Below are 26,441 nucleotides of genomic sequence, written 5' to 3'. Positions count from 1 at the left end.
TTAAAGTGAATTTAAAAATGCAATCAGCGCATCCCGGTCTTCCTTACTCATATTCTTAAATAAGTTCTTTGATGCTTCTCCTTCTCCGCCATGCCACATGATGGCTTCTGTCAGATTGCGGGCACGTCCGTCATGCAAGAAATAAGTATGTCCGTTGACCTTTTCTTGTAAGCCGATTCCCCAAAGAGGGGTAGTACGCCATTCGTTTCCACGTGCCAGCCCGCTTATATAGTTGTCGTTCAGTCCGACTCCCATAATTTCAGAACCCATATCATGTAATAGATAATCAGAATAAGGGTGAATCGTTTGACCGCCTAACCACGGGAGTTGAGTATTATTTAATAAAACACTACCACGTGTCTTAGTGTGTAAAGTGGTCACATGACAGAGATGACATTTGGCTTTATAGAAGTTCTGTTCCCCTTTGATTACTTGCGGATCGTTTACATTACGCCGGGCGGGAACACCAAGACTTTGCATATAGAGATCTACGTTTTCCATCTCTTCTGTGCTGACATCCAGTTGGTCGTAAGAAAGCCCCATCATGCTACCTTGGTTTACTTGTATTTGTCCTTCACAGATTTCTTCCGGATAGCGGCTGTTGGTAACGCCCATATCACTGGAGAATCCCAATTCTACAGTTAAATCGGCATGTTGAGCTTTGTTGCCGGACAATCCCAGACTTCTTACTCCGCGTTCGGTGATGTAATTACATCGTCCGCTGATTCCATATTCGGGATAATTACTTTTTGCTGCAAGTGCTTCAATTTCAACAGGATCTAGTGCCATCATTTGCCCCATGCCTACATGGCGTAATGGAATACGTACGGTACAAAACAAATCTTCCGGTTTGATTTCTTCGGCATACCATTCAGATATAGTATAATTGGGTTTGCAAAGTGTGTAGGCTTCTCCATCAGGGAAAGAAAATGTCTCGTAAGTGTATTCCACAGACAGTTTGCCTTCCGGTTGCACTCCATAGATTGCCTGGTCATGAAGCACACGTCCATAATCTTGAAAGAAAGCTCCGTTTTTACGGGATATGTAGACTAGCATGGAAGAGAATCCATAGCTGCCCGATCCACCCTCTGTCCATAAAGAGGGTTTGGTACGTCCCGCATTCCGGTGGCAACTGCCGCACGAATAACCGGCATAAACGGGACCAAGTCCGCCGCCATGACCGTTGTTACTTGTACGTACATCGTCATATAGTCTGTCACCTCGGGTGAAACGTACATCGTATGCTCCTGTTATCCAATCTGCAGGCGTGTCATAAGCAACAGACGAATTCAAGAAAATAGTTGATGTTCCGGCTGATAGAGCATAGCCCTCCGGAATCTCGATATCCAATATGTCAATTCCGTCATCATTACAGGCAGAGCATGCCAACAGGCAAAAGAAAGAGAATGAATATTTTAGAAAGTGATTCATTGTTTATTGACTTTGTTTCAATAATATGTTTTAAACATACCAAAGAAGTAAAGGTGGATCATTGAATTCCAACCTTTACTTCTCAATAATATCTTAGCTAAGATAAAGCTTTATTGTACTTTACGTGGTTCACCGTTTTTGTAGAGAAGGAATTCCAATGTGTGGAAACCGCGTACATTTTGTGCCGATTCGACAGCAGCTTCATCATCACCTTCACTCCATTCGAGATCACTCCAACTTTGAGAATTCAGTATTTGTACAATAGCATTCTGATCCAAAGGCCAGCTGTCCATGTTAGGATCAAGTCCCATTTCGTCTACCGGACCGAATAAGAAAGCTTCGCTCTTTTCCCATGGTTCACGGGCAGTGATCCAAGCATCACAAGCTGTTTCAAAAGCACTATTTGACGGATTGTCTGCAAGGACTATTACTGCATTGTAGAGAGCGTCATTTTTTTCTTTCAAACTTTTGTAGGTAGGCACTACTACTGCATCTACATATTGTGTTACTACAGGATTAAGTACTGCGTCCGTATTGATATTGTTGCTATTATTTGCAATATAGGATTTTAAGTCATTCTTCAGTATACTTTCCAGCTCTGCACAAGCATCCATAGCTGCTACCGTTTCGTTACTGGGAATATGATTACGGAAAGGTTGCGGAATATCCTGAATGGCTTTTGCCGCTTTTTGGATAGCATTCTTTATCTTGGTATCTAATGATGAATTAGCACCGGCGATAACAGTAGATAAAGAATTAGCATTTATATTACCGTCTAAAGAACCGTAATATGCATTCCGGATGGAATAAATGTTATTGGTATAGTCATCACGAGAATGCCAGCTGTACCAGGATTCCACAGCATATAATGCTTCTTCAGTATTTCCGGCTTTATACAAGTTGTATGGGTCACCAATTTTGGCAGTACCGACTTCATTGGCAATTTCCGCGCATTTATCCACGATTTCTTCCACACAGCTCAAGGCGCTTGCGTAAGGAGAGCCACTATGAGCCTTGAACAGGGAAGCATAGCTTTCACCTCCTTTATAGCTTGAATTCCATGCGTTGTAGAGATTGGTTGCATCTGTTTTTAGAAGTGCTGCTACATTTCTCATGTAGTTATGCCAGCTTGATGCGTTTTCAGGAGTGTAATCAATATTGGCAGGATCTACTGTTGGGTTGTCATCATCACTGCTGCAAGAAGTTGTTGTGAATGCTAATCCCAATATTAGGGCTGCGACATAAAAGAATTTTGTTTTCATCATATAAAAATTAAATAATTGATTATTTGTTATTTCTTAATAAACCATCCTATATAGGCAATTCCAATAGAAAATTCGTTTTCACTGTTGTATGACTTTGATACGCCAAAAACTTTATTTGTACCAATCTGGCGGGTTGCATAGTCTGCTTTTATCACTAAGTTTGGCAAAGCGTACCAATTTAATCCCGCTGTCCACATACTTACTTGGCAACGTTTTTCCATCGTTTGCCCTTTTTCCCCTTTCTCTTGTGGGTTGTAGTATTCATAGCGGGCAAATGGATAGATTACCGGAATCTTTTTATTGCCTCCGAAGACCGAGCGGATATTAATGCCGGCTTCTGCTGCATAACTTACGGCATTCTTCGCTACCGGAGCCAGACGGCTGTAAGGCGATTTATTGGATAATTTGACATTTGCCTGACTTACTCCTAATGAATTTCCTAAATTTCCATATAAGATATTACCGCGTGCCGTTACATATTTATTGCGATACTGTGCATCTGCGGTGAAGATTCTTATCGGAATTTTTCCATAGTTTGCATAAGTCTGTTCTTTATCAGAGTTGGCTCCTGCATCTGCACAATAATAAAATGATGCACCTACACGTAAACCGGGAACTCCTTTATAATCTAAACGAAATACATACGCGGGAGAAGTGAAGTTGTCTTCCTCAAAGATTCCCTGTTTGCCACTACCTACCCATGTGTTACGATCGAATCCATTAGGGTTCAGGCCTGCTACCACCATAGCTTGGTAATCGAAGCTTGCATACCCTTTTCCGAAAGAACCAAAGATTTCCAGACCATTTTCATGCCAGGTAGAAGGCAAAAGGCTTGTTTCACCTTCCGGGCGTGAAGTTCCGAAGAAATTGATCGGTTCATGGTGTGCGTTAGTCAATCCTACCGGAACAATAATATGTCCGGCACGTACATTGAGGGAGCGGTGAATTAAACGTGTGATGTGAAATTGTTCGATAGCTACTTCACCTCCTTTTTCAACTTCTGTTTCGTATTCACCGTTTTCGGTGTTTTCTAATTCGAAAGCTGTACCTGTTCCACCAGATTCGAACTCAATCTCTGCACCGAGTATCCATTTGGAATTGAACTTATAATCAAAAGCTAAAACGAAACGGGGAATTGAAATGGTATTCCTGTTTTTCTTTGGATTACCATCGTTTCCTCCATAGAAACGGTTGATGCCATAATCTTTAAAATTAGCGACCATTTCACCGTATCCTCCAAAACGGAATTTTGTATATTCTTCTGTAGAAGAAGAATTACTACTTTTGGAAATTTCTTTTGTCTCCTGTGCTGGAATTGTAAGAGAAGGTAGGAGACTAAGAATAACGATTGCTGTTATTTTTCTCATCTTTTTAATAATTTTATCGGCTGCAAAGTTAGATTAGGTTAAAAAATGTGGCAATACCTAATATTAGGCATAGTTGTTTCTTAAATTCAGTATATGTAGGTAATTTTAATCTAAAGAGTAAAAAAAATATAGTAGTAGATAAAATAAAACAGACAAAGGTGTATTTCAGTATGATAATTTTTACTGATATACACCTTTGTCTGTTGTTAGTGTGTAGAGTTGTCTTTATTATTTCATAGTGTCACCGATTTTGTTTGTAATTGAGCGAATCGTTTCTTCTACAACCAGTTTCCTTGAGTATATCTACCATCAGGAAACTACCTTTTCAGAAACGATTCAACTCAGACAAACTACATACAAACAAAGCTAAACTTATGCTAAGGTTATCGCTTAAACTGCCATCTTTATACCTTCTTTTTTACTGCAATATCGTTTGCATTGCTGGCAAAGGTCATATCCCAGCATGGCTCCTAAAATAAAATCTTCTTCAGCAGTCAGTTGGTTTAAAGGACGGATGATGATGTGCCGCATGGCTTCCATACATTCTGCCTTTCCAAAAAACAGGTTGATTTTATTGGTACCTACTTCCTGTATCATATAACTGATCTTTTGATTTTTCAATCGGCGGATGGCAAATTCTTCGTGCTCTTTACTCATTGTGTAAAGTACCATGTTGCGTACGCCTTTCTTAAACTCATAAATATGATTAAGAAAAATTCGGATTTCGCCGGGGATGATTCTTTCAGTTGCCATGATGCAAAGTATTCTTTTTATGTTAAGGTAAAATTAGCTAATTTCTTGTTTCACTTGTTCGGCCCATGCGCTGATACGTTCGTCTGTTTTGCTATCTTCGTTGACTTCGTCAAGTGGAAGACCTACAAACTTACCGTCTACGACGGCAATGGAAGAATCGAAGGTATAGCCTGCAGTATCTGTTGCTCCACAGAATTTGCAGTGAGTATCTTTCAGATCTTCATAAAGAATACCTATTGCGTCACAGAATGTGTCGCTATACGAGTCAGAGTCGCCGCAACCGAACAGGGCTACAGATTTGTGGGATAAATCACACTTCTTTAAAACTTTTACTCCATCGTACCAGTCATCTTGAAGTTCGCCTGCTCCCCATGTGGAAGAGCCGAGCACCAATACATCATATTCATTGACTAATGCCTCTGTTAGCTTGGATACATCAAATACATCTGCCGATGGTACATCTAATTTCTCTGCAATTCGACGGGCAAGGTCTTCTGTTGTTCCTGTTGTGGAACCATAAAATACACCAATTTTATTCATCTTTGATTCGTTTTTAAATGTAACGCTGCAAAGATAGAGGGTCTTAAAGAAATAGGAAATCCCCATTTATAATGGAAGATTTGTCTCCTTCTCATTATAAATGGGGATATATGGAATAAAAAATGGTCGATCTTTTTAATGGTGGAACAAGCGGATGCCTGTAAATGCCATTGCCATATTGTATTTGTCGCAAGTTCCAATCACATGATCGTCACGTACTGATCCGCCCGGTTGTGCAATATAGCTGACGCCACTCTTGTGTGCGCGTTCTATATTATCTCCGAATGGGAAGAATGCATCTGATCCTAAAGCTACGCCTGTCATCGTATCCAACCATGCCCGTTTTTCTTCGCGTGTCAGTATTTCAGGCTTTTCAGTGAAGAACTGTTGCCAGATACCGTCTGCCAGTACGTCGTCATAATCTTCCGAAATGTAAACGTCAATCGTATTGTCACGGTCTGCACGACGGATTTTTTCAATCCATGGCAAGTTCATCACTTTCGGGTGTTGGCGTAAATACCAGATATCTGCTTTATTTCCTGCCAGGCGCGTACAGTGAATACGTGACTGTTGGCCTGCGCCAATACCGATTGCCTGTCCGTCTTTGGCATAACATACAGAATTGGATTGTGTATATTTTAAAGTGATTAAGGCAATGATTAAGTCGCGTTTTGCATCAGCCGGGATTTCCTTGTTCTGCGTAGGCATCTCTTTCAAAAGACTTTCATCGATCTTCAATTCGTTTCTTCCTTGTTCGAAAGTTACTCCGAATACATCTTTATGTTCGATAGGAGCCGGGCGGTATGCAGGATCTATCTTTATTACATTATAGGTTCCTTTTCTTTTATTCTTTAGAATCTCCAGTGCTTCGGGAGTATAGTCAGGAGCAATGACGCCGTCGGATACTTCACGGTTGATGATGCGTGCTGTTTCTTCGTCACAAGTGTCGGACAATGCGATAAAGTCTCCGTAAGACGACATACGGTCTGCTCCACGTGCACGGGCGTATGCTGTAGCCAATGGAGATAGTTTCATGTCATCGACAAAATAAATCTTCTTCAGCGTGTCGCTCATTTCTACCGCAACAGCAGCACCTGCAGGGCTGACATGTTTAAAAGAAGCGGCAGCCGGCAGTCCGGTAGCTTCTTTCAGTTCTTTCACTAGTTGCCAACTGTTGAATGCATCCAATAGATTGATATAACCGGGACGTCCATTCAATACTTCGATGGGGAGTTCGCCTTCTTTTATGAAGATACGGGCAGGCTTTTGATTAGGGTTGCAGCCGTATTTCAGCTCGAGTTCGTTTGCCATTTTATTAATTACAAATTACGAGTTACTAATTACAAATTGATAGCGACAAAATTACTAAAAAAAGACTAGCTTGCCTAAAGTTACGCTACAAAATAGTAGCATATAATTAGTATTTGGCTATTTCCGGCGAATTAAAATACCTATAAATGATGATTGTATTTCAGCAAAATATTCCGTTCCTTTGCAGTCTCTAATATAAATAGGTATGATGGATAATTTACAAAAATATAAGCCAACTGATAAGATGATTGATCTCATCAGCGATAATTATTCTTTGTTGCAAGTGATGAGTCGTTTTGGGCTTTCGTTGGGGTTCGGTGACAAGACAGTCAAGGAGGTGTGTGAACTGAATGGAGTAGACTGCCGGACCTTTCTGATTGTAGTCAACTTTATGGCTGAAGGCTTTTCCCGGCTCGATGGAGATAAAGATGATATTTCCATACCTGCATTGATTGATTATCTGCGGCAGGCACATATTTATTTTCTGGATTTTTCTCTTCCCGCTATTCGTCGTAAATTGATCGAGGCAATCGACTGTTCGCAAGACGATGTTGCTTTTCTCATCCTTAAGTTTTTCGATGAATATACACGAGAGGTGCGTAAGCACATGGATTATGAAGAGAAAACCGTATTTAAGTATGTCGATTCATTGATTAAAGGAGTTGCTCCCAAAAACTATCAGATCAGTACATTTTCCAAGCATCACGATCAGGTAGGGGAGAAATTGACAGAACTGAAAAATATCATTATTAAATATTGCCCTGCCAAAACAAATGAAAATCTTTTGAACGCGGCTCTTTTCGACATATATGCTTGCGAAGCCGGACTGGAATCTCATTGCAAGGTTGAGGACTATATTTTTGTTCCTGCTATTCTGAATTTGGAAAGGAGGATTAGGGAAAATGAAAAATAACGAAGTAGTTCGAATAGCTATTGCAGAGACCTCTGTAATTATTCGTGGTGGGTTGACTGCTGCATTGAAGCGTCTTTCTAACGTAAAAGTACAACCAATAGAATTACTGTCTGTTGAAGCTTTGCACGATTGCGTCCGAACGCAATGTCCCGAGATGTTGATTGTCAATCCTACTTTTGGTGATTACTTTGATGTAGCTAAGTTTCGAGAAGAAATATCCGGTAAAAGAATACGTTTAATAGCGTTGGTTACTTCTTTTGTAGATGCTTCATTATTGGGTAAGTATGACGAGTCTATTTCGATATTCGATGATTTGGAAACTCTTTCTAAGAAAATTGCAGGTTTATTGAATGTGGTTTCCGAAGAAGAAGAGATGGATAATCAGGATACGCTTAGCCAGCGGGAAAAGGAAATCGTCATCTGTGTGGTGAAGGGAATGACAAATAAGGAAATAGCGGAAAAGCTTTTTTTGTCGATTCATACAGTGATTACACACCGAAGAAATATTAGCAAAAAATTGCAAATACATAGTGCTGCCGGTTTGACTATCTATGCTATTGTAAATAAGCTGGTTGCATTGAGCGATGTGAAAGATTTATAGCCTGCGGAAGTGTTATAAAATATAAAACCGTTTGCGTACACGAAAAATATTCGTACCTTTGCAAAGCAGTTGAGAAATTGCTGTTAGTTTATAAGGTAAAAGAAAATATTAAATAAGGTATTAGATTAGACAGTTTAAGGTATTAAAAGTTTTTTAGTTTAGTTCAATAGGATAAGTTTTTAGTAGAAGGTAAAAGGATAACAATAGGTAAGACGTTTTTAGGTAAAAAGAAGATTAGTTTTCAGGAAATTTGAGGTACTATGGAAAAGCCTTTAGGCTTTTCTGATGCAGTGGCGAGTGGTTCTATAAAAAGAATTAGCTCGTTTTTTATTTATATGGGATTTAAGTCTGTGGATTGGATTAAGGTAATAAAAAACAAAATCCCGACGAAATCGCTTCGGCGGGACTCTATTTCATTTTTTACTTAAATGTGGCTACGTAATAAAATTATGACTAATTAATTCAATTCTGATACTGCAAAGATAATGCGTTTCAGAATGTGTCACAATCACCTTTATGAGGTATATTCTGTAGCTATTCTCACTATTTATGGTTAGTAGCAGGTGTTTTCTCTACTTTTTTCCACTCTTTAGTCTCGAAATCGTATGTTTTTATGATTCTTGCAGGGCATCCGGCACATATTGAATAGGGTGGGACGGAATGACTGACTACACTTCCGGCGGCCACTACGCAATGTTTCCCTAAAGTTACTCCCGGTAGAATGACCGAATTGGCACCTACCCATACATCATCTTCGATAACAACAGGCAGTGTGCTGACACCTTGTTCGTCAATCATCTTTTCTGCATCCTGATAATTATGGTTGAGTCCTGTGACCGTTACATTCTGTGCCAGGTTGACATGATTGCCAATATTAATCGGACCTATGATTGTGTTTCTCAATCCGATGCGTGTATAATCTCCGATTGTCAAGTCGCCAACTGCATTATTCAGACAGGAGAAGTCTTCGACAACAGAATATTTACCCAAAGAGAATCGGTTGAAAGGAGGGAGGTCTTTGCGTACACTCCGATAGATGACAGAACCCTTTCCGCGTTTCAGGTATATGAAATCGAAGAGCCGTATCCACCAATTAGGGCGAGTTTTAACGGGGTGCATGATAAAACGATGTACAGCCTGTTTTAAGCCGGGGTTTTCTTTAATTCGCTGTTTAAGTGTTTTCTTCTCCATATTGAATGTTTTTTCTTCTTTTTGTCCTCTACCAGATAATCAGGAATTGCCAGGCTATAAGTGATTAATAGACCGAAAAGTGCAATCCACCATCCGAATGATAAGGTCCAATTATATACGGTAATCAACGAAGTCCAAATACTTACGAAGATACATAATTTAAGTGGAGAAGGCGTTAATTGTTGTACGATCCGGTTGCAGAAACTCCAGTTTCCTTCAAATATGGAAGGGAGTAAGTAGGAAGTTGTTTTCCGGATACGTTTACGGTAAGGACAGGCGGGTGCGGACTGGCAATAAACAATCACATCCGGCAAGTAGTCAATGTATATATTCTGTCGGAATAATTTTCGTTCGATATTAGTCTTAGAACTTTTCATGTTCTTTTGCAGCCATTTTAGGTCGATTGCCATATTAGTTCCCAATAAATTGGATGACAGTCCGAATTGTGTATTGCCGGCTCTACAGAGGCTGTTTTTTATTTCCTCACGTATAGCCCGGAAGCGATTACGGATGCCTTTGCGGTTTTCTACTATCGTATGTAGTTGGATGGCTTGTACACCGGCATCATAGGCATTATATATTTTATTCAGGAATTGCGGAGATAAAGCGCATGCTGTATTGGACAGGAAGAGAACCAGGTCGTATCGTTCCTGGTCTAAACTGTTGATTGTCTGATGTAGATCGCTGTATGTGATAAACTCGTACGCTTCTTCTTTATACATATCCGGAAGAATACTTCCCTCCGGAACGAGAATGGCGCAACCATATTCCTTTTGAGCCTTCGGGTAGGTGATATGTTTGAAATGTGAGGCTATGGCCATCACAAAGAGGTATAGGAGCAAAAGCCCTGTACAGAAGAATACCAGATCATCTATTATGTAGATATAAGAGTCTATCATCTGGAAGGAGATTATACGTTCTCTTTTTGAATGAATGCAGTAACTGTTTTCAGAATAATCTTTATATCCAACCAGAAAGAGAATGTCTTTGCATAGGTGATATCCAATTGCTTGCGTTCTTCAGCAGAAAGTTTACCGGCTTCGCCTCTTTTCTCTACCTGCCATAAACCGGTCAATCCGGCCGGACCCATGAAACGGTCGATGTGTTCATCGCTTGTCAGCAACTCGGCTTCATAGAGTGGGAGAGGGCGGTTGCCTACTATTGACATATCCCCTTTTAAAATATTAATAAGCTGGGGTAACTCGTCAATACTATATTTACGTATAATACGTCCAATCTTAGTTATTCGAGGGTCATTTTCCAGCTTAACGAAAGCATTGCTTTTTTCCTTGGACTTCTTGTTAATGTAGTCTTCTTCGGAGATTACGAAATCGTCAGATATCAAGAGGATTTCTTCTTCATCGATTTCTTCATTCACTTCCGCTTCCGGTTCTTCTCCCCAAATATCCTCATCTTCCTGCTGATATTGGTTAAGGGCATTGAAATCCTTTAAATGCTTGTCTGCATCAGTATACATCGAACGGAATTTAAGGAAGTCGAATATCTGATAATTACTCCCTACGCGCTTGGATTTGTAGATAATAGGACCCTTACTTTCTATCCGGATAGCTAGTGCAGTAAATATTAAGAGAGGAGAAAGACATAATATCGCCATTCCCGAAAAGAATATATCAAAAGTTCTTTTCCATAAAGGCAGGCGGAAAGCATTTATATTTTGTGCTTTAAGTTGAAGTGCCTTTATTTTCTGATCTTTTCTTCGTTTAAGGAAAGTTGATAAATCTTTTAAAGCCTCCTGGCTTGTTTCATATTTTATCGTATTGTTGATACCGGCTTTAAGGTATTCGGATGCTTCTTCCTTAGATAAGGAGTCGATAACGAGTACCATATAAAGCCCCGGATACTTTTTACGCATGTATTGGATATCTGCAATATCTTTGGATATGTTCACTTGTTCGAAAAATAGAGCTGCGTCATATTTTTCGCGTATTTTCTCCAATACTTTGACAGCTTTGCTACAATTGGGTGCAGCATAGAATACCCCAATACTTAGTCGGGAGAGTAGTTCTATTGTTTTGCTATCTCTGCCTATATAAACAAAATATTGCATGTGTAGAAGACCCGGTATTAGTCAATAATCTTTTTGATTCGGATTTTGAGTTCCAAAGGGTTGAATGGTTTCAGGATATAGTCTTCTGCTCCCTCTTCCAATAGTCTGATTCTTTCCGTTGTACTTTCCTCACTGGATAACATAACGATAGGAATTGACTTGAATAATTCATTGTTCTTCATGTATCTTAAGAATTCATCCCCCATCATGAGAGGCATACGAATGTCTGAAATAATGAGGTCAGGTACATTGCCTTCATTAAGCCATTCTATTGCTTTGATGGGATCTTCCAAATAGGTAAAATCATACTCTTTTCCTAGATACACACCGGCCACTTTTCCGATTGTCGATTTATCATCGACTAGTAATATTTTTTTCTTCATACGAATAGACCTTTCTATCGCTTGCTTTGTTATTTGATTTATAGATTAAGATTGTTGTCACATAATATTTGTGATACACTGCAAATATAGATATTATTTTAGAATAATCCCCAATCTGGAGAGTAAAATTCGTGATATATCTTTTTTTTCTATTAATTGCAACTTACAGCATCTTAATGAAAAAACACGGATTCCATAAAAACAGGAATCCGTGTTAAAGATTAATTGTTAGGCTTATTTATATACTCTTGATGAATCAAAAGTTTTCCACCATTCTTCATTCTTAGTACCGCCACTGGTCACCCAACTTTCGAATAACGAGTAAGCTGATTTGATATTCACATATTCCAAAGGCCATTTGAAGTCTGTCGGAACCATGATTCCCCATGCCAGGTTATCTTTGCTGATGTAATATCTCTTGCGGGAAGTAGAACTATCGTCGTTGTTTCCTCCGAACAAGTCTGTATTTGCCAACTTAGTTGGTTGATAACCGACAATATGAATCTCCTTACGCTGGTTTCTGTTTCCTTCTACGAAAATGAAAACATTCAGTTTATTGATATTAAGCTCATCCACAGAGATAGGATTGCTGAACTTTATAGTGAAACTGATATTTTTAGGACTCGTATTGGCAGAGTGACCTGCAATCGTATTGATCTGTTCGTAACGGTCTCTTCCCAATGCTTTGTGAGCATCGTCAAATAATGGAATAACCGCATAGTCCTGTCCGTTCTCAATCAGATTACTATTCACATTGAAACCTTTAAAAAGAGAGTTGTCACTGAATTCCACCGGTTGCGTAATGGCACTGGCAGGAACACCGTCCAGCATGATAGCAGCTCCAATACTCTTGGTAGCTCCGGCAGCCGATAAATCAAGACTTAACGTGAACTCTTCTGCCTTATTGCTCTTATTGATGGAGATCTTTCTTTCCTTGATAATCAGAACAAGGTCGTTCATATCGTAATCCCCATATAAAGGCCATTGGTCTTCAAACAGATAAGCATAATTGCGATTATCGTCCATGATGATCGGGAACTTAGGATCTTCAGGATCTCCTCCTTCATTTTCGTTATTCTTTTTACCCGTGCAGACTTCTATCGTAACTTTGGATTCTCCCATTTTAGTAAAGTATGCACCATTCTGCACGTAGAAGTTGTTCCAATATGGGCTTTTTTCAACATGATTATCGCATTCAATGACTAAATTACCATCATACGTGAAACCTTGTCCGGTTATAACCGGAGATTTTATCATGGAAGTATTTTCGCCTTTTCCATAAAACTTAGCATGACCGGTGTTCATATAAATACTTACAGTTGCGTCCAGCATAGAACCATTGCTTAAGTTTACTGTTCCATTGACAAACTCCATCTTAGGAGCTTTTAGGTATCCCTGGGTAAAGTTGAATGTTGCTCCGTTCGCATAGAAAGAAGTAGTGGCTTCCATGCTACAAGCATTGTTGAATGTTGTATTGGTGAGACTGATGGTCGTAAATCTCATGATGTTGTTATTAGTAGCAACAGCATCAGAATTTGCAATTAATGCCTCTCCATAAATCTCTCCATTATTTTCTAATGAGAAGTTGGATGGCAGATTTAATTCGCCTTTCAACTCAATCTTATTGTCATTCACAATTTTTGTGTTAGAATTGATTGAGATATCCTTGCTTGTTATGGTTCCTTCATTGTAGAGTGTTGCGCCGGAGTGTAGCGTCATTTTGTTTGCAACAGTTAGTGTACCCCAATTTCTAAATGCGGCAGGTGCTCCATTGGTGAATGATACATCGTCTGCATTTACTTCTCCTGTTTCCATGATAGTCAGCATGGAGTTTCTTATGAACGTCATGGTTCCTGATGCTTTAATCTTTGCATTGTTCATCACAATGATTTCAATTCCGTTTTGGAATTGGAAAGTTGCAGGAATAGTCCATTGGGCATCTACATAAACTCTGGTTGCGATATCACCGTCATATCCGTCAAATTTGAATGTACCGTTATAGTCAGAGGTGATTTTGTAATTAGCATTACGCAGTAAAGTCGTTCCGGTCATTTCTGTAACTTCCTTAGCATCGGCTGGTATGGAAGAGTAATCAGGTTTTTCAAAAGCAAGACTCCTTGTAGCAACGCCACGACTCATTAACGCTCTATTCTGTGCTGCAGATTCTGCATAATAGAGTTTACAGGTAATATTATCGCTGTTTTCGGGTACATCGAACTGATATACCTGTTCACGTCCTCTAGGGTCGGTTTGCTTCACATAAATACCCTTTTGAGTTGGCAGCAGGCTGACAGCGGTTGTAAATTTAAAGTTGTTTTCTTTATTAGCTGTCCTTGCAGCGAGCACGGAAGCGCTTTCATTAGTCAAAGGATCTTCTGCATATATTTCAACTAAATAAGCAAATAACCCTCCTTCTTCATCTTTCACTTCGACCGAGACATTTTTAGTGGTTATCATGTTCCAATCGATATCATCGGGAGCAGCAAAGCCATCTCCCATCGGGTTAGGTGTTTCGTAAGACGGATCATAGAGATCCTTTCCAGAGTCAACACAACTAGACATAGTACCTGCCATCGCTATTGCAATGATGGGTACAAATTGAATTGTTTTCTTCATCATAATGTATTATTGCTTGATTGTTTGTAACCAAATCCATCACAAAAATAACTGCATATCTTTTATTGGAAATGTTTTTTCTGTTATTTTATGGAGTGAAAACAACTATACTTCCGTTTTGGTTCTTCTTTGGCTCTTTTAGGTTTGATTCGGCCTTGATGATGATGAAGAGAAATCCCCTGATTTTCACTTTTATACAACTGTTTAAAATGAAAATCAGGGGGTTACAATAGATGGATTTAACTTAAGACTTGGTGATTTCTCCTATTAAGCAGGAGTTCATTTTATATCGGATATCCTTGTTGGGTAATCCATGTCCCAATAAAAACATGAGCTTTGTTATGGCACATTCGGGGGTACTGTCATATCCACTGATTACACCTGCTTCCAGAAGATGCATTCCTGTTTCGTAACGTCCCATTTCTACTGCTCCGGAGGCACATTGTGTAATGTTGACAATGATAATTCCACGATCGGTAGCTTCCTTTAGTTGGCGGATGAACCATTCTTTTTGCGGAGCATTTCCCGAACCGAAGGTTTTCATGACAACCGCTTTCAATCCCGGAACATGAAGCAGAGAAGTCACGATACTCTCTTGAATGCCCGGAAAAAGCGTTAGAATAACCACATTGGTGTCGAACAGGTAATGCGGCTTTAACGGTTTTGTCGGGTCTGGTTTCCGAATGAGATTAGGCTCATATTTAATGTGGATACCTACCCGTGCCAATGGCGGATAATTGAAAGAGCGGAAAGCATTGAAATTCTCCGCATTGATTTTGGTGGTACGGTTACCACGCATCAAATGATTCTCAAAGAAAATACAAACCTCCGGAACAATGGCTGTACCATCCGGATTTTTAGCTGCTGCAATTTCGATGGCTGTTATGAGGTTTTCCTTTCCGTCTGTGCGCAAAGTCCCGATCGGGAGCTGGGAACCTGTGAGGATGACAGGTTTGCTTAGATTTTCGAGCATGAAACTTAGTGCAGAGGCAGTGTAAGCCATTGTGTCTGTTCCGTGAAGGATGACGAAACCATCGAAATAATCATAATTGTAATTGATGATCTTTACCAGTTTTGCCCAGTAAGCAGGTTCCATGTCCGAAGAGTCGAGAGGGGGATCGAATTGGTAGGAGGAAATGCGGTAGTTGAATCTTTTCAGTTCAGGGACGTGCTTAAGCAAATGATCGAAGTTGAAATTTTCTAAGGCACCTGTTTCCGGATTCTCTATCATTCCGATAGTCCCACCCGTGTAAATTAACAAAACGGAAGGAGTTTCTGCTCTCATAATTGTTGAATTACTGTTAAAACATTGGCAAAGATACGGATTAAATGCGAATAATGAGTGGTAAACGAGGAATTATATAAAGTTGGAAGGACAAGGCTATAAAAAATATCTATGTTGCATTTTTGCGATATGTAGTATGAAAAAATGTCCTCATCTTTGGGGCAGGTTGGACGAAGTGTCCGGCTTTAAATAAAAAACGAAAGAGAAAATGAAAAATGACCGGTATTTTCCGTTAGAAATCTGTTTTTGGGCAGACGACAATTTGAGCGTCATGATGTATCAGATAGGGGGAGTGCAACTTGTAGGGATTTATGTGTTGTTGCTGTATCTGTGTGCAAAGAATAACTACAGCAAATCAGTGGTTAATAGTATGCAAAAACCAGTGGAAAAAAGTGCAGTGGAAAAAACCTCTGAAACGCCGATGGATAAAGGGCGAAAACCGAATGAAACCCAAGAGAGTAGAGTAGAAGAGAAGAGAAATATTACTACTGTTGTAAACAACAGCAGCAATATTGGCGAGGAAAGGAAGACTGCTGCTGTTGTTGTTCGGACTTCGGATTCGGTGAATGACAGGGGCAACGAGATTGTCAGCCCACGCCTCGATCCTGTTCAGTCCACGTCTTGTTTTTGTTCAGCTCACGGCTCGTCTCTGCTCGTCCCACGGGTGAAGTACGCCCTCCCCACGGCTTGCAGAAATAGCCCCATGGTTTGCGGAAATAGCCCTGCGGCCTGCGGAGATTTTCATCCGAGGCTCTTACTTCAGGGCTTCTTTCAGTCTGGTAATCGCCTTTTCCGGGTCTTTTTCTTCTTCGAGCAGAGTGACGAACTTACTGCCGATGATAGCTCCGGAAGCGTGTTCGCAAGCTGCTTGGAATGTTGCTTTATTGGAGATACCAAATCCCACCATCAACGGATTGTTCAGATGCATATCTTCAATCTTTTTGAAGTAAGCCCGTTTTTGTTCGTTGAAATCTTGTTGCGCTCCGGTGGTTGCTGCTGATGAAACCATATAAATAAATCCGTCGGTATGTGTATCTATCTCGCGTACCCGTTCTTCGCTGGTTTCCGGTGTGATGAGCATAATCACTCTGATGTTATAGCGTTCGGCAATGATACGATAATGTTCTTGGTAATCACGGAAAGGGAGATCAGGGATAATGACGCCGTCGATACCACATTCCACACATTTACGGCAGAAATTCTCAAATCCGAACTGCATGATTGGGTTTAAATATCCCATAAGCACAAGTGGGATTTTTACGTCCTTGCGAATATCCCGTAATTGTTCAAAAAGAAGTTTTAGAGACATACCGTTGCGTAATGCCTGCGTAGCGGCATTCTGAATAACAATGCCATCTGCCATCGGATCACTGAAAGGAATGCCGACTTCAATCATACTCACTCCGTGCTTTTCGAGCGTGCGGATTACATCAGCGGTACCATCCAAAGTAGGAGTACCGGCACAAAAATAAATAGAAAGTATGTCTTTCTTGTTGCTATTGAAAAGTTGATTAATTCTATTCATGACGTTGGAATTTTTAGATTATGATTTTAATTCGTTTAAAAATGTCCGGATACGCTCCGGATCCTTTTCTCCCGGTTTCAATTCAAAACGGCTGTTGAGATCGTATCCGGCAAGCCGGGGATGCTTGAACTCTTTCAGGGCATTGGCACTGTATGAGTTAATGCCTCCGCTCAATAGGAAGGGTACATGTCCATTGTACATATCCAGGATGCTCCAGTCGAATTGATTTCCCGAACCACCATACTGTTCGCATTTGGTATCGAACAGAAAAAGATCACAGACTTTTTCGTAGTCATATACCTTTCTCAAATCTTTGGGACGGTCTACTGAAAAGGCCTTGATGATTTTCAATCCAGTGGAATGTAAGGACCGGCAGTATTCCGGTGATTCATTTCCGTGGAGCTGTACATAATTCAGTCCGAAACGATCAGCATACATGCTGATTGTCTGCTTGTCTTCGTTGACGAAAACTCCGACACGCCGGGCATGAATGGGCAAGTAAGCCGGAAGCTCGTAGACATATCGGGGAGATTTAGGATAGAAGATGAATCCCAGCATATCTATGCCTTCGATAGACTCTACGTCCTGTATGTTTTCAGCTTCACGCATACCGCATACTTTGATAATTTTTCCGTTAATCATAGGGCTGTCCGTTTTGAATAATTAGTTTATTGGATTGCTTGCAGGAAATTCTGTAAAGTTTCTCCCGGTTGCTGTGTTTTCATAAATGTTTCACCGATCAGGAATCCACGGAATCCGGCTGCCCGAAGTCGTTTTACTATTTCCGGATCGGAGATGCCGCTCTCGGATACCAATACAGCATCTTGGGGAAGCTGTCCGGCCAAGCGGAAAGAGTTTTCTACATCAGTGAAGAAAGTACCCAGATTACGATTGTTGATTCCTACCATATCTATTTTCTTGTCGATGTATATTAATTCTTCGGAGCTATGAATCTCCAGAAGAACTTCCAGACCTAGTTCATGAGCTTTTTCTGCAAGTTCATTACATTTCTCCGGTTCTAATGCGGCTGCGATAAGAAGTACGGCATCGGCACCGACAATTTTGGCTTGATAAAGCTGGTATTCGTCAATGATGAAGTCCTTCCTAAGAATGGGGATCTCTACCAAAGGGCGTGCAGTGCGGATGTCCTTCAGGCTTCCTCCGAAAAACTTCTCGTCGGTGAGGATGGAAAGGGCAGAGGCTCCTGCTGTTGCATAGGAGGGAACAATCTCTTCCGGGCATGCTTCTTCCTTTATCCATCCTTTGGATGGAGACCGACGCTTGAATTCAGCGATAATACCCGATGCAGACGAGGCTAATGCCTGCTTCATAGAACGAGAGGTCGGAACTTCGCTGATACCTTCCTGTAATTGCTCGATGGAGATAGCCTGCTTTTGCAGGTCAACTTCAAATCGTTTGTTTGCTATAATCTCTGATAATATATCTTTCATTGATGTGGAATTATTAATTGTAAATGATGGATTTGCAAAAATAAAACATTAACTGTTCAATTCAATGAATTTTTTTAGGGTAGCTAATGCGCGTCCACTTTCCAATGACTCTTTGGCGAGAGCAATACATTCTTCAATAGTCTTCTCCGGACAAATCACATGGATGGCGAAAGCTGAATTGACTACCACTACATTTTTTTGAGCTTCCGTAGCCGTGTTATTCATGATCTGGTCGAAAATCTTAGCTGCATCTTCCGGTGTTTGTCCACCATCCAGATCAGTTTCCTTATAGCGGGAGAATCCGAGACTCTCGGGAGCGTAAATCTTTTCATGATCGCTGGTCGCCACTTTAAACTCATTTGTCAGAGAGATTTCGTCATATCCGTCGAGACTATGAACAACGGCAAATTTCGTCTTGCTTTCCTGATAAGTATAGGTATAGAGGCGAAGTAACGGGAGGTTGTAAACTCCTAAAAGCTGATAGGCCGGTAATACCGGATTAACCAACGGACCGAGCATATTAAAGAAAGTGCGCACTGCCAATCCTTTACGAACCGGAGCAACTGCCTTTAATGCCGGATTGAATAAAGGAGCATGCAGATAGGCAAGATTACATTTCTCCATGCTACGGCGCAGTTGATCGACGTCACTGGTGAACTTTACACCGTGTTGCTCCATCACATTACTGGCACCGCTGACTGATGTTGCTCCGTAATTACCATGTTTCACAACCGGGAAACCGGCTCCGGCAACAGTAAAACAGGAAGCTGTAGAAATATTAAATGTATTTTTTCCATCACCTCCGGTTCCTACGATATCTATCGGAGCAAATTCACTTAAATCAACCGGAATACGCATTTCAAGCAATGCATCGCGGAAACCGCATAATTCTTCCACAGAGATATTACGCATCAGAAAGACGGTGATTAAAGAGGCTACCTGTACATCATTATATTTTCCTTGTGCGATGTTCTGTAAAATGGTGCGAGCCTCATCGCGTCCCAGATATTGATGTTCGAAAAGTTTGTATAGAATCTGTTTCATAAGTTTAATCGTTTAAGAAGTTTTTAATAATTTCTTTTCCTTGCGGAGTTAATACTGATTCGGGATGGAACTGAATACCATGTACATTGTAGGTCTTATGGCGGATTGCCATGATTTGTCCTTCCTGACTTTCTGCCGTTATTTCCAGACAATCGGGAAAACCTTCCCGGCTGACTACCCAGGAATGGTATCTTCCAACAGGGATTTCTTTTCCCAACCCTTCAAAAAGCAAATCCTGGTGAAGGATGGTAATCGGAGTCTGTACCCCGTGATATACTTCTTTGAGATTTTCCAAGCGTGCTCCGAAAGCTTCGCCGATGGCTTGATGACCGAGGCAGACACCCAGAATACTTTTGGTCGGGGCATATCTTTTAATAATAGGTAATAGTAGTCCGGCCTCTTCGGGTATGCCCGGTCCGGGAGACAGGATGATTTTATCAAATCGGTCTACTTCATCAAGCTCTATCTGGTCGTTGCGGACTACTTCTACATCTGTAGCCCCTAATTCTTTCACTGCGTGCAGTAGGTTATAAGTGAAAGAGTCGTAGTTATCTAAAAGTAATATTTTCATTTTTATTGTCATTGTAAAATGGTTGTTCAAATACTATCTCTGCTTTCAATTTTTTAATTTGACAGCTAAATCAATCGCCTTTTTCAGTGCTCCCAGTTTGTTGTTCACCTCTTGCAGTTCATATTCATCCTGACTGCGGGCTACAATACCTCCTCCGGCTTGGAACCAGAGTTCATTGTTTCGGCTTACAAAAGTACGGATAGTGATAGCCTGATTTAATTCGCCGTTCAATCCGATAAAACCGATACAGCCACCATAGGCTCCACGATTATGTGGTTCGATTTCGCTGATTAACTGCATAGCGCGTACTTTGGGAGCACCGCTTAATGTGCCGGCAGGAAACGTATCAATAAACGTTTTTATTTTGTCTGCACCCTCATTCAACACACCGCTGACACGGCTTACCAGGTGAATGACATGACTATAATATTGTGGTTCCTTATAGAATAATACGCGTACATCATGACAATTACGGGAAAGGTCGTTTCTGGCAAGATCAACCAGCATGACATGCTCTGCATTTTCTTTAGGGTCAGCCAATAAAGCTTCTGTCAGTTCCCGGTCTTTTACTACATCTCCGGTACGGCGGGTAGTTCCGGCAATCGGATCGATGTAAGCACGACCATCTTCGATTTTGCAATGTGTTTCCGGTGAAGAACCAAAGATGCGGTATCCTCCGAAATCGAAGTAGAAAAGATAAGGAGAAGGATTGATGCTGCGGAGTGCGCGGTAAACTTTGAAATCATCTCCGGCATAAGGTTGGATAAATCTTCTGGAAAGTACGATTTGGAAAACATCTCCACGCATACAGTGTGCGATTCCTTTGCGGACATTGGCTTTATGCTCCTCGTCGGTGATAGGGCTGGTAACGGGACCTGTTACAGAGAAGTTGTAAGAAGCATAATTCCGGTTTTCGATGGCTGCTTCCAATTCCGGCAATCCGCTTTCTTCTCCTTCGGACAACATTTCAACGAGTGTCAATTCGTTTTTGAAATGATTGAAAACAATGACATACTTATATAATATGTATAGCAAATCCGGAGCGTCATTTTGCTCATCGTGACTTTCTTTCACCGGGATGTGCTCGAAGTATTTCACAGCGTTGAACGTCGTGTATCCGTAAAGTCCACATACATTCTTATTATCCCCGGTCACCTGGAATTGATTGATAAACCGGTTCATGGCCTTTTCTACATGGAAGGTTTTTGTCAGGGGTTCTTCCGTGCGGCTGTTATCGGGATAGTTGGCAGTGACAATACCGCCGTTTATACCGATACTTGCCAGGGGACAGAGGGCTATAAATGACAAGGAATTTTCTCCGGCATGATAGTCGGAACTTTCCATTAATGCAGATTGCGGATACATGTCGCGCACTTTCAGGTAAATGCTGACGGGAGTATGCATATCTCCGAGCACTTGTTTGCTATGAGTTGTATAATTAAATGTTTTCATTTCTATAATTGCTTGATTATTGATTACGAATGATGGTTTACTAATTACTTATTGCTGTTCATTAAACGATAAATAGGTTTCAATATCTTTGTCTCCTCGTCCTGAAACAGTCAATACAACGATATCTTCCGGTTTGAACTTCAATTTTTTCAAAGCTCCTAATGCATGGGCGGATTCCAGTGCAGGGATAATACCTTCGAGTTTAGTTAGTTCGTAAGCGGCTTCTATTGCTTCGTCGTCATTGATTGCCAAAACGTTGGCACGTCTTTGTGCGGCAAGATTGGCGTGTATCGGACCAATGCCCGGATAATCCAGTCCGGCGGAAATCGAGTAAGGCTCTTCAATCTGTCCGTCTTCGTTTTGGATGACGTAAGTACGCGCTCCGTGGATAATTCCCATTTTACCGAGTTGGATGGTAGCGGCGGTCATTCCGGTTTCTATTCCTTTACCTCCGGCTTCTGCCAGAATGATGCCTACCCGTTCATCGTTGATATAATGATAAATCGTTCCGGCAGCATTACTTCCTCCTCCAACGCAGGCTATCAGATAATCCGGATAGTCACGCCCTTCTTTTTCTTGCAGTTGTTTTTTTATTTCTTCGCTGATAACAGATTGCAGGCGTGCCACCATATCAGGATAAGGATGAGGGCCTACGGTAGAGCCGATAATATAATAAGTGTCGGCAGGATGGCAGCACCAGTCGCGGATCGCTTCGTTGGTTGCGTCTTTCAAGGTCATGTTTCCGGAAGTAACGGGAATAACGGTAGCTCCCAGCATTTTCATTTTCTCCACATTGATGTGTTGGCGTTCTACATCCGTTTTTCCCATATAAACGATACATTCCATATCCATCAATGCACATACGGTAGCTGTTGCTACTCCATGTTGTCCGGCTCCGGTTTCGGCGATGATGCGCTTCTTTCCCATGCGGCGTGCCAGCAAGATTTGTCCGATGGTGTTGTTGATTTTGTGCGCACCGGTATGATTCAGGTCTTCTCGTTTCAGATACAACTTGCAACCATACTTTTCGGAAAGGCGTTTTGCCAGATAGAGTGGGGAAGGGCGTCCTACGTAGTCGCGTAATAACTGCTCAAATTCCTTTTTAAACTCTTCGCTTTCAATCACTTCGAGGTACTTGTTTGTCAGTTCCTCAACACATTTGTGGAGGATTTCCGGTACATAAGCACCACCGAATTCTCCGTAATAGCCATCCTGGTCAACTAAAAAACTTTTCATAATCCTATCTATTTTTTTATGTTATTATCTAAATCTGTTCGAAAATGGGCAAATAAAAAGAGCCCTGCCGCAAGTTGCGACAGGGCTCTTTCAAATCTGTTATATCTTTAATGAGGTATATACATACGAGCACTGCTCCCTTACGACTGTCGGAGTTGTAACGGGTGCCACCACCAATATGTATTTACTAACATTGTTCTCATTGTCTTTTGTAATTTTATGGGGGCAAATATAGACACTTTGTTTGAAACAGCAAACAAAAAATGACTTTTTTTCTCTTTTGCCTTCATTTTTCTGATATAGAACAATTTTCAACCTGAACTGTTCTTATAAATATTGAATATTTAAACAAAAACAATTATGAAACAGAGAAAAGTTTTAGTAGGTATTGCTATTGCCATTTTCATTATATTATTATTGTATTGGTTATTGGTAGCAGAGGATATGAAACCTTGGTTGTCGGCTATGGTTCCTTCCGTGGCACAACAATTCTTTGCTTGATTCTGACAGGGTTCGGATAAATCATGTATCTTTGCAAGGATAGTGACTAATAACCAAAATAATAACAATAGACTAAGATATGGAAAATTTTATTTTTCAAAATCCCGTGAAACTGATAATGGGAAAAGGGATGATTGCCCGGCTGGCTAAAGAAATACCGTCCGACAAGCGTATTATGATTACTTTTGGCGGTGGAAGCGTGAAGAAAAACGGAGTGTACGATCAGGTAAAGGAAGCATTGAAGAATCATTTTACAGTAGAATTCTGGGGAATCGAACCCAATCCTGCCATTGAAACTCTCCGTAAAGCTATTGCTTTGGGAAAAGAAGAGAAAGTAGATTATCTGCTGGCTGTTGGTGGCGGTTCCGTTATTGACGGTACGAAATTGATTTCCGCAGGAATCCTGTATGATGGTGATGCCTGGGATTTAGTACTTGCCGGACGTCCAGTCACTCATACTGTACCTCTTGCCACTGTATTGACTTTGCCCGCTACCGGTTCGGAGATGAATAACGGGGCAGTTATTTCCCGTCGTGAAACAAAAGAGAAATATCCTTTTTATGCCAACTATCCAATCTTCTCTATTCTTGACCCGGAAGTAACCTTTACCTTGCCTCCTCATCAGGTGGCCTGTGGTTTGGCTGATACCTTTGTTCATGTGATGGAGCAATATATGACTACTCCCGGACAGAGCCGCATTATGGATCGTTGGGCGGAGGGCATTTTACAAACTTTGGTAGAAATAGCTCCGAAAATCCGTGAAAACCAGCATGATTATCAACTGATGGCTGATTTTATGCTTTCGGCTACAATGGCATTGAATGGATTTATTGCTATGGGAGTGTCGCAAGACTGGGCAACTCACATGATTGGCCATGAAATTACTGCTTTGCACGGATTGACACATGGTCATACGTTAGCCATTGTTCTTCCTGCCACTTTACAGGTGCTTCATGAAGAAAAAGGAGATAAACTTTTGCAGTATGGTGAAAGAGTCTGGGGAATTACTTCCGGTACGCGAGAAGAACGGATTGATGAAGCGATTTGTCATACCGAAGAGTTCTTCCGTTCACTTGGGCTGACTACACGTTTGCATGAAGAGAACATCGGACAGGATACTATTCTGGAAATCGAACGCCGATTCAATGAACGTGGTGCTAAATATGGAGAGAATGGAAATGTAACGGGTGCTGTTGCCCGCAGGATATTAGAGACTGCACTTTAAGCATACTCTTACATTAAGAATATAGGATAAAGAGGATATTGGAACATACTTTTCACCATATCCTCTTTTCTTTTTATTATTTCTCGATTTTCTCTGACCTTGGAATTCTGAACCAGAAGCGAGAGCCTTCTCCTTCTTTAGATTCCACTCCGATAACCCCGCCCAGTCTTTCTACTATGACACGGCAGATGGCTAGTCCGAGTCCTGTCCCTTTAATAAAGGAGTTCAGTTTGACGAAGCGTTCAAACACTTTATCTATCTTGTCAGCAGGAATTCCGATACCTGTATCTTTTACATAAAAGTATATTTCATCTTTGGCTTCTTCAATCCGGTATCCCATTTCGATAGAACCTTTAGGGGTGAATTTCAAAGCATTATTTGTAAAGTTGATGATAACCTGTGATAGACGTATGCGGTCGGTATACATCATGCATTGATCTGCTTTCTCTGTGAATAAGATTTGAACGTCTGGGGAAGAATTCTTTTCTTGCATTTGTCTGCAAATACCTTCCATCAATTCATTGATATCAGTCTGTGCAAATGTGAATTCCATAGTACCGGCTTCAATTTTAGAAAGATCGAGGATGTCGTCTATCAGTTGCAATAATAAGATATTGTTGCTGGAGATGATTTTTACAAATTCTTTTCTCTCTTCCTCTTCCTCCGTTTGGCAAATCATTTCGGAGAATCCTACGATCGCATTTAGCGGGGTTCGTATTTCATGGCTCATATTAGCGAGGAAGGCAGATTTGAGCCGATTGGATTCTTCGGCTTTTTCCTTTGCTTCCTGCAGCATTTTGTCCATCTTTAATTTTTCAGTGATGTTTTCAAAACGAAGTAATCCTCCAATAATTTCAGTTTCCTTTTCATCGCCGAATACAGGTGTTGCGGTCACTTCAAAATCGACATCGTCTACTCTGATGGTATGCCGGATAATTTTGCCCTGTTCGATAGCTTTCTTGAAAGCACATTGTCCACACGGTTCATTACGAAGTGCACTGGTCTGATAGCAAATTTTTCCCGGTATGTATCGTCTGCCTTTTACCAGGCTGGCTATTTGTCTTGTTTCCTCCCATTGTACGCGGTAATTTTTATCAATATAGATAAGGCCGAAGTCGATACTTTTTAGAGCTAGTTTTTGCTTCTTCAATGCTTTTTCCAGTTCTTCCTTGGCGGCAACTAATTCTCTTTCATAATTCTTGAGTTGTGTGATATCCCACCGGGTTGCCAACAGCCATTTCTTTTCTCCTTCCCATGAAATAATAGATTTAACAGCAATAGTATCATGGGTGATTCCATCGGGAGTGGTGTATTTTTCTTCCTTGCGATATACTTTACCTTCTTGTATGAGTTCTTTGTCGATATGCCGGTATTTTTCACCTCTTTCTTCTCCGTAAATCTCATAATCAGTATGTCCGATGGCTTCTTCACTGCTAATGCCGGATTGAGCGGCTGATTCTTTATTCCAGTAATAGTATCGGAAATCATTTGTAATATCTTTTACAAAGATAGGAAAAGGAAGGTTATCGAGAATATCAAAGGAGAAACGGTAGGAATGATTGGTCTTTTTAATCGTTTTTTGCAATTTACGGATTCTATATAGTAAGATGCTGATGATAAGGAGCAGAATAATTACCAGTAAATAATTATAACCCCAATGAGCTTCGTTAATCCAATAATTTAACAAAATATTGTTTGCCATAAAATGTTTG

24 protein-coding genes are annotated in these 26,441 nt (G+C 40.7%); 4 read left to right on the top strand and 20 right to left on the bottom strand.

Annotation, left to right across the window (positions count from 1 at the left end; genetic code table 11):
- The 6 genes from Bovatus_RS06040 to Bovatus_RS06015 all read right to left on the bottom strand — a co-directional run bounded on the left by Bovatus_RS06040 (nt 1) and on the right by Bovatus_RS06015 (nt 6,667).
- Complete coding sequence (locus Bovatus_RS06040; protein ID WP_004300126.1) at nt 1-1,431, bottom strand: di-heme oxidoredictase family protein; 1,431 nt, start codon at nt 1,429-1,431, stop codon at nt 1-3.
- 110 nt (nt 1,432-1,541) lie between these two features.
- Complete coding sequence (locus Bovatus_RS06035; RefSeq protein ID WP_004300125.1) at nt 1,542-2,696, bottom strand: imelysin family protein; 1,155 nt, start codon at nt 2,694-2,696, stop codon at nt 1,542-1,544.
- A 26-nt stretch (nt 2,697-2,722) separates the two neighbouring features.
- On the bottom strand, nt 2,723-4,063 hold the full coding sequence (locus tag Bovatus_RS06030) for a hypothetical protein (RefSeq protein ID WP_004300124.1): 1,341 nt from the start codon (nt 4,061-4,063) through the stop codon (nt 2,723-2,725).
- A gap of 390 nt (nt 4,064-4,453) precedes the next feature.
- Complete coding sequence (locus Bovatus_RS06025; protein WP_004300123.1) at nt 4,454-4,816, bottom strand: DUF2023 family protein; 363 nt, start codon at nt 4,814-4,816, stop codon at nt 4,454-4,456.
- 33 nt (nt 4,817-4,849) lie between these two features.
- Complete coding sequence (gene fldA, locus Bovatus_RS06020) at nt 4,850-5,356, bottom strand: flavodoxin FldA (protein ID WP_004311873.1); 507 nt, start codon at nt 5,354-5,356, stop codon at nt 4,850-4,852.
- A gap of 135 nt (nt 5,357-5,491) precedes the next feature.
- Complete coding sequence (locus Bovatus_RS06015; RefSeq protein WP_004300121.1) at nt 5,492-6,667, bottom strand: phosphoribosylaminoimidazolecarboxamide formyltransferase; 1,176 nt, start codon at nt 6,665-6,667, stop codon at nt 5,492-5,494.
- A 208-nt stretch (nt 6,668-6,875) separates the two neighbouring features.
- Here Bovatus_RS06015 and Bovatus_RS06010 point away from each other — a divergent pair, with 208 nt between their 5' ends.
- Both Bovatus_RS06010 and Bovatus_RS06005 read left to right on the top strand, forming a co-directional pair.
- Nucleotides 6,876-7,580 carry a hemerythrin domain-containing protein gene (locus Bovatus_RS06010; RefSeq protein ID WP_004311871.1) on the top strand — a complete coding sequence of 235 codons (705 nt, stop codon included), beginning with the start codon at nt 6,876-6,878 and terminating at the stop codon, nt 7,578-7,580.
- The gene (locus Bovatus_RS06005) at nt 7,570-8,181 is read left to right on the top strand and encodes a helix-turn-helix transcriptional regulator (RefSeq protein WP_004300118.1); all 612 of its coding nucleotides are present in this window, start codon (nt 7,570-7,572) and stop codon (nt 8,179-8,181) included. Before Bovatus_RS06010 ends, Bovatus_RS06005 begins: the two co-directional genes overlap by 11 nt.
- Before the next feature lie 543 nt (nt 8,182-8,724).
- Here Bovatus_RS06005 and Bovatus_RS06000 read toward each other — a convergent pair.
- The 13 genes from Bovatus_RS06000 to trpB form a co-directional block, all read right to left on the bottom strand.
- The gene (locus tag Bovatus_RS06000; protein WP_004300117.1) at nt 8,725-9,372 is read right to left on the bottom strand and encodes an acyltransferase; all 648 of its coding nucleotides are present in this window, start codon (nt 9,370-9,372) and stop codon (nt 8,725-8,727) included.
- A complete protein-coding gene (locus tag Bovatus_RS05995) occupies nt 9,324-10,271 on the bottom strand; it encodes a glycosyltransferase family 2 protein (RefSeq protein ID WP_004300116.1) in 948 nt (315 codons plus the stop codon). Before Bovatus_RS05995 ends, Bovatus_RS06000 begins: the two co-directional genes overlap by 49 nt.
- 11 nt (nt 10,272-10,282) lie before the next feature.
- Entirely contained in the window at nt 10,283-11,440 is a 1,158-nt protein-coding gene (locus Bovatus_RS05990; protein ID WP_004300115.1) for a sugar transferase, read from the bottom strand.
- A 17-nt stretch (nt 11,441-11,457) separates the two neighbouring features.
- Nucleotides 11,458-11,823 (bottom strand): response regulator, encoded by a 366-nt coding sequence (locus Bovatus_RS05985; protein WP_004300114.1) that lies wholly within the window; start codon nt 11,821-11,823, stop codon nt 11,458-11,460.
- A gap of 234 nt (nt 11,824-12,057) precedes the next feature.
- The gene (locus Bovatus_RS05980) at nt 12,058-14,442 is read right to left on the bottom strand and encodes an LruC domain-containing protein (RefSeq protein WP_004300113.1); all 2,385 of its coding nucleotides are present in this window, start codon (nt 14,440-14,442) and stop codon (nt 12,058-12,060) included.
- A gap of 241 nt (nt 14,443-14,683) precedes the next feature.
- Nucleotides 14,684-15,724 (bottom strand): asparaginase, encoded by a 1,041-nt coding sequence (locus tag Bovatus_RS05975; RefSeq protein ID WP_004300111.1) that lies wholly within the window; start codon nt 15,722-15,724, stop codon nt 14,684-14,686.
- Nucleotides 15,725-16,478: 754 nt separating this feature from the next.
- Entirely contained in the window at nt 16,479-17,249 is a 771-nt protein-coding gene (trpA, locus tag Bovatus_RS05970; RefSeq protein ID WP_004300109.1) for a tryptophan synthase subunit alpha, read from the bottom strand.
- A gap of 18 nt (nt 17,250-17,267) precedes the next feature.
- Nucleotides 17,268-17,891 (bottom strand): phosphoribosylanthranilate isomerase, encoded by a 624-nt coding sequence (locus Bovatus_RS05965; RefSeq protein ID WP_004300108.1) that lies wholly within the window; start codon nt 17,889-17,891, stop codon nt 17,268-17,270.
- Between the two features lie 26 nt (nt 17,892-17,917).
- The gene (gene trpC, locus Bovatus_RS05960; protein ID WP_004300107.1) at nt 17,918-18,700 is read right to left on the bottom strand and encodes an indole-3-glycerol phosphate synthase TrpC; all 783 of its coding nucleotides are present in this window, start codon (nt 18,698-18,700) and stop codon (nt 17,918-17,920) included.
- A gap of 48 nt (nt 18,701-18,748) precedes the next feature.
- Nucleotides 18,749-19,744, bottom strand: a complete 996-nt coding sequence (gene trpD / locus Bovatus_RS05955) for an anthranilate phosphoribosyltransferase (protein WP_004300106.1) — start codon at nt 19,742-19,744, stop codon at nt 18,749-18,751.
- Nucleotides 19,745-19,748: 4 nt separating this feature from the next.
- Nucleotides 19,749-20,315: an anthranilate synthase component II gene (locus Bovatus_RS05950; protein ID WP_008651733.1), complete on the bottom strand. Its 567-nt coding sequence runs from the start codon at nt 20,313-20,315 to the stop codon at nt 19,749-19,751.
- 45 nt (nt 20,316-20,360) lie between these two features.
- Nucleotides 20,361-21,767 (bottom strand): anthranilate synthase component I family protein, encoded by a 1,407-nt coding sequence (locus tag Bovatus_RS05945; RefSeq protein ID WP_004300104.1) that lies wholly within the window; start codon nt 21,765-21,767, stop codon nt 20,361-20,363.
- A 48-nt stretch (nt 21,768-21,815) separates the two neighbouring features.
- Entirely contained in the window at nt 21,816-23,003 is a 1,188-nt protein-coding gene (gene trpB / locus Bovatus_RS05940; protein WP_004300103.1) for a tryptophan synthase subunit beta, read from the bottom strand.
- Nucleotides 23,004-23,363: 360 nt separating this feature from the next.
- On the opposite strand from trpB, the gene Bovatus_RS25470 reads away from it, so the two are divergent.
- Both Bovatus_RS25470 and Bovatus_RS05935 read left to right on the top strand, forming a co-directional pair.
- A complete protein-coding gene (locus Bovatus_RS25470; protein ID WP_004300101.1) occupies nt 23,364-23,504 on the top strand; it encodes a hypothetical protein in 141 nt (46 codons plus the stop codon).
- Nucleotides 23,505-23,583: 79 nt separating this feature from the next.
- Nucleotides 23,584-24,729: an iron-containing alcohol dehydrogenase gene (locus tag Bovatus_RS05935; protein ID WP_004300100.1), complete on the top strand. Its 1,146-nt coding sequence runs from the start codon at nt 23,584-23,586 to the stop codon at nt 24,727-24,729.
- A gap of 76 nt (nt 24,730-24,805) precedes the next feature.
- Here Bovatus_RS05935 and Bovatus_RS05930 read toward each other — a convergent pair whose 3' ends face one another.
- Nucleotides 24,806-26,431 carry a sensor histidine kinase gene (locus tag Bovatus_RS05930; protein WP_052587998.1) on the bottom strand — a complete coding sequence of 542 codons (1,626 nt, stop codon included), beginning with the start codon at nt 26,429-26,431 and terminating at the stop codon, nt 24,806-24,808.
- Nucleotides 26,432-26,441: the final 10 nt, after the last annotated feature.

It is taken from the genome of Bacteroides ovatus, from assembly GCF_001314995.1.
Taxonomy (GTDB): Bacteria; Bacteroidota; Bacteroidia; order Bacteroidales; family Bacteroidaceae; genus Bacteroides; species Bacteroides ovatus.
This window is presented reverse-complemented; position numbering and strand designations above follow the sequence as displayed.

Excerpts from the sequence above, each read along its gene's own strand:
- Bovatus_RS05945 (WP_004300104.1), bottom strand. The coding sequence starts at position 21,767 with ATGAAAACATTTAATTATACAACTCATAGCAAACAAGTGCTCGGAGAT.
- Bovatus_RS05975 (WP_004300111.1), bottom strand. The coding sequence starts at position 15,724 with ATGAGAGCAGAAACTCCTTCCGTTTTGTTAATTTACACGGGTGGGACT.
- Bovatus_RS05950 (WP_008651733.1), bottom strand. The coding sequence starts at position 20,315 with ATGAAAATATTACTTTTAGATAACTACGACTCTTTCACTTATAACCTA.
- Bovatus_RS06005 (WP_004300118.1), top strand. The coding sequence starts at position 7,570 with ATGAAAAATAACGAAGTAGTTCGAATAGCTATTGCAGAGACCTCTGTA.
- trpC (WP_004300107.1), bottom strand. The coding sequence starts at position 18,700 with ATGAAAGATATATTATCAGAGATTATAGCAAACAAACGATTTGAAGTT.
- Bovatus_RS06015 (WP_004300121.1), bottom strand. The coding sequence starts at position 6,667 with ATGGCAAACGAACTCGAGCTGAAATACGGCTGCAACCCTAATCAAAAG.
- Bovatus_RS05990 (WP_004300115.1), bottom strand. The coding sequence starts at position 11,440 with ATGCAATATTTTGTTTATATAGGCAGAGATAGCAAAACAATAGAACTA.
- Bovatus_RS06010 (WP_004311871.1), top strand. The coding sequence starts at position 6,876 with ATGGATAATTTACAAAAATATAAGCCAACTGATAAGATGATTGATCTC.
- trpD (WP_004300106.1), bottom strand. The coding sequence starts at position 19,744 with ATGAAACAGATTCTATACAAACTTTTCGAACATCAATATCTGGGACGC.
- Bovatus_RS05985 (WP_004300114.1), bottom strand. The coding sequence starts at position 11,823 with ATGAAGAAAAAAATATTACTAGTCGATGATAAATCGACAATCGGAAAA.
- Bovatus_RS06035 (WP_004300125.1), bottom strand. The coding sequence starts at position 2,696 with ATGATGAAAACAAAATTCTTTTATGTCGCAGCCCTAATATTGGGATTA.
- Bovatus_RS06030 (WP_004300124.1), bottom strand. The coding sequence starts at position 4,063 with ATGAGAAAAATAACAGCAATCGTTATTCTTAGTCTCCTACCTTCTCTT.
- fldA (WP_004311873.1), bottom strand. The coding sequence starts at position 5,356 with ATGAATAAAATTGGTGTATTTTATGGTTCCACAACAGGAACAACAGAA.
- Bovatus_RS05980 (WP_004300113.1), bottom strand. The coding sequence starts at position 14,442 with ATGATGAAGAAAACAATTCAATTTGTACCCATCATTGCAATAGCGATG.
- Bovatus_RS25470 (WP_004300101.1), top strand. The coding sequence starts at position 23,364 with ATGAAACAGAGAAAAGTTTTAGTAGGTATTGCTATTGCCATTTTCATT.
- trpA (WP_004300109.1), bottom strand. The coding sequence starts at position 17,249 with ATGAATAGAATTAATCAACTTTTCAATAGCAACAAGAAAGACATACTT.
- trpB (WP_004300103.1), bottom strand. The coding sequence starts at position 23,003 with ATGAAAAGTTTTTTAGTTGACCAGGATGGCTATTACGGAGAATTCGGT.
- Bovatus_RS05930 (WP_052587998.1), bottom strand. The coding sequence starts at position 26,431 with ATGGCAAACAATATTTTGTTAAATTATTGGATTAACGAAGCTCATTGG.
- Bovatus_RS05935 (WP_004300100.1), top strand. The coding sequence starts at position 23,584 with ATGGAAAATTTTATTTTTCAAAATCCCGTGAAACTGATAATGGGAAAA.
- Bovatus_RS05965 (WP_004300108.1), bottom strand. The coding sequence starts at position 17,891 with ATGATTAACGGAAAAATTATCAAAGTATGCGGTATGCGTGAAGCTGAA.
- Bovatus_RS05995 (WP_004300116.1), bottom strand. The coding sequence starts at position 10,271 with ATGATAGACTCTTATATCTACATAATAGATGATCTGGTATTCTTCTGT.
- Bovatus_RS06040 (WP_004300126.1), bottom strand. The coding sequence starts at position 1,431 with ATGAATCACTTTCTAAAATATTCATTCTCTTTCTTTTGCCTGTTGGCA.
- Bovatus_RS06000 (WP_004300117.1), bottom strand. The coding sequence starts at position 9,372 with ATGGAGAAGAAAACACTTAAACAGCGAATTAAAGAAAACCCCGGCTTA.
- Bovatus_RS06025 (WP_004300123.1), bottom strand. The coding sequence starts at position 4,816 with ATGGCAACTGAAAGAATCATCCCCGGCGAAATCCGAATTTTTCTTAAT.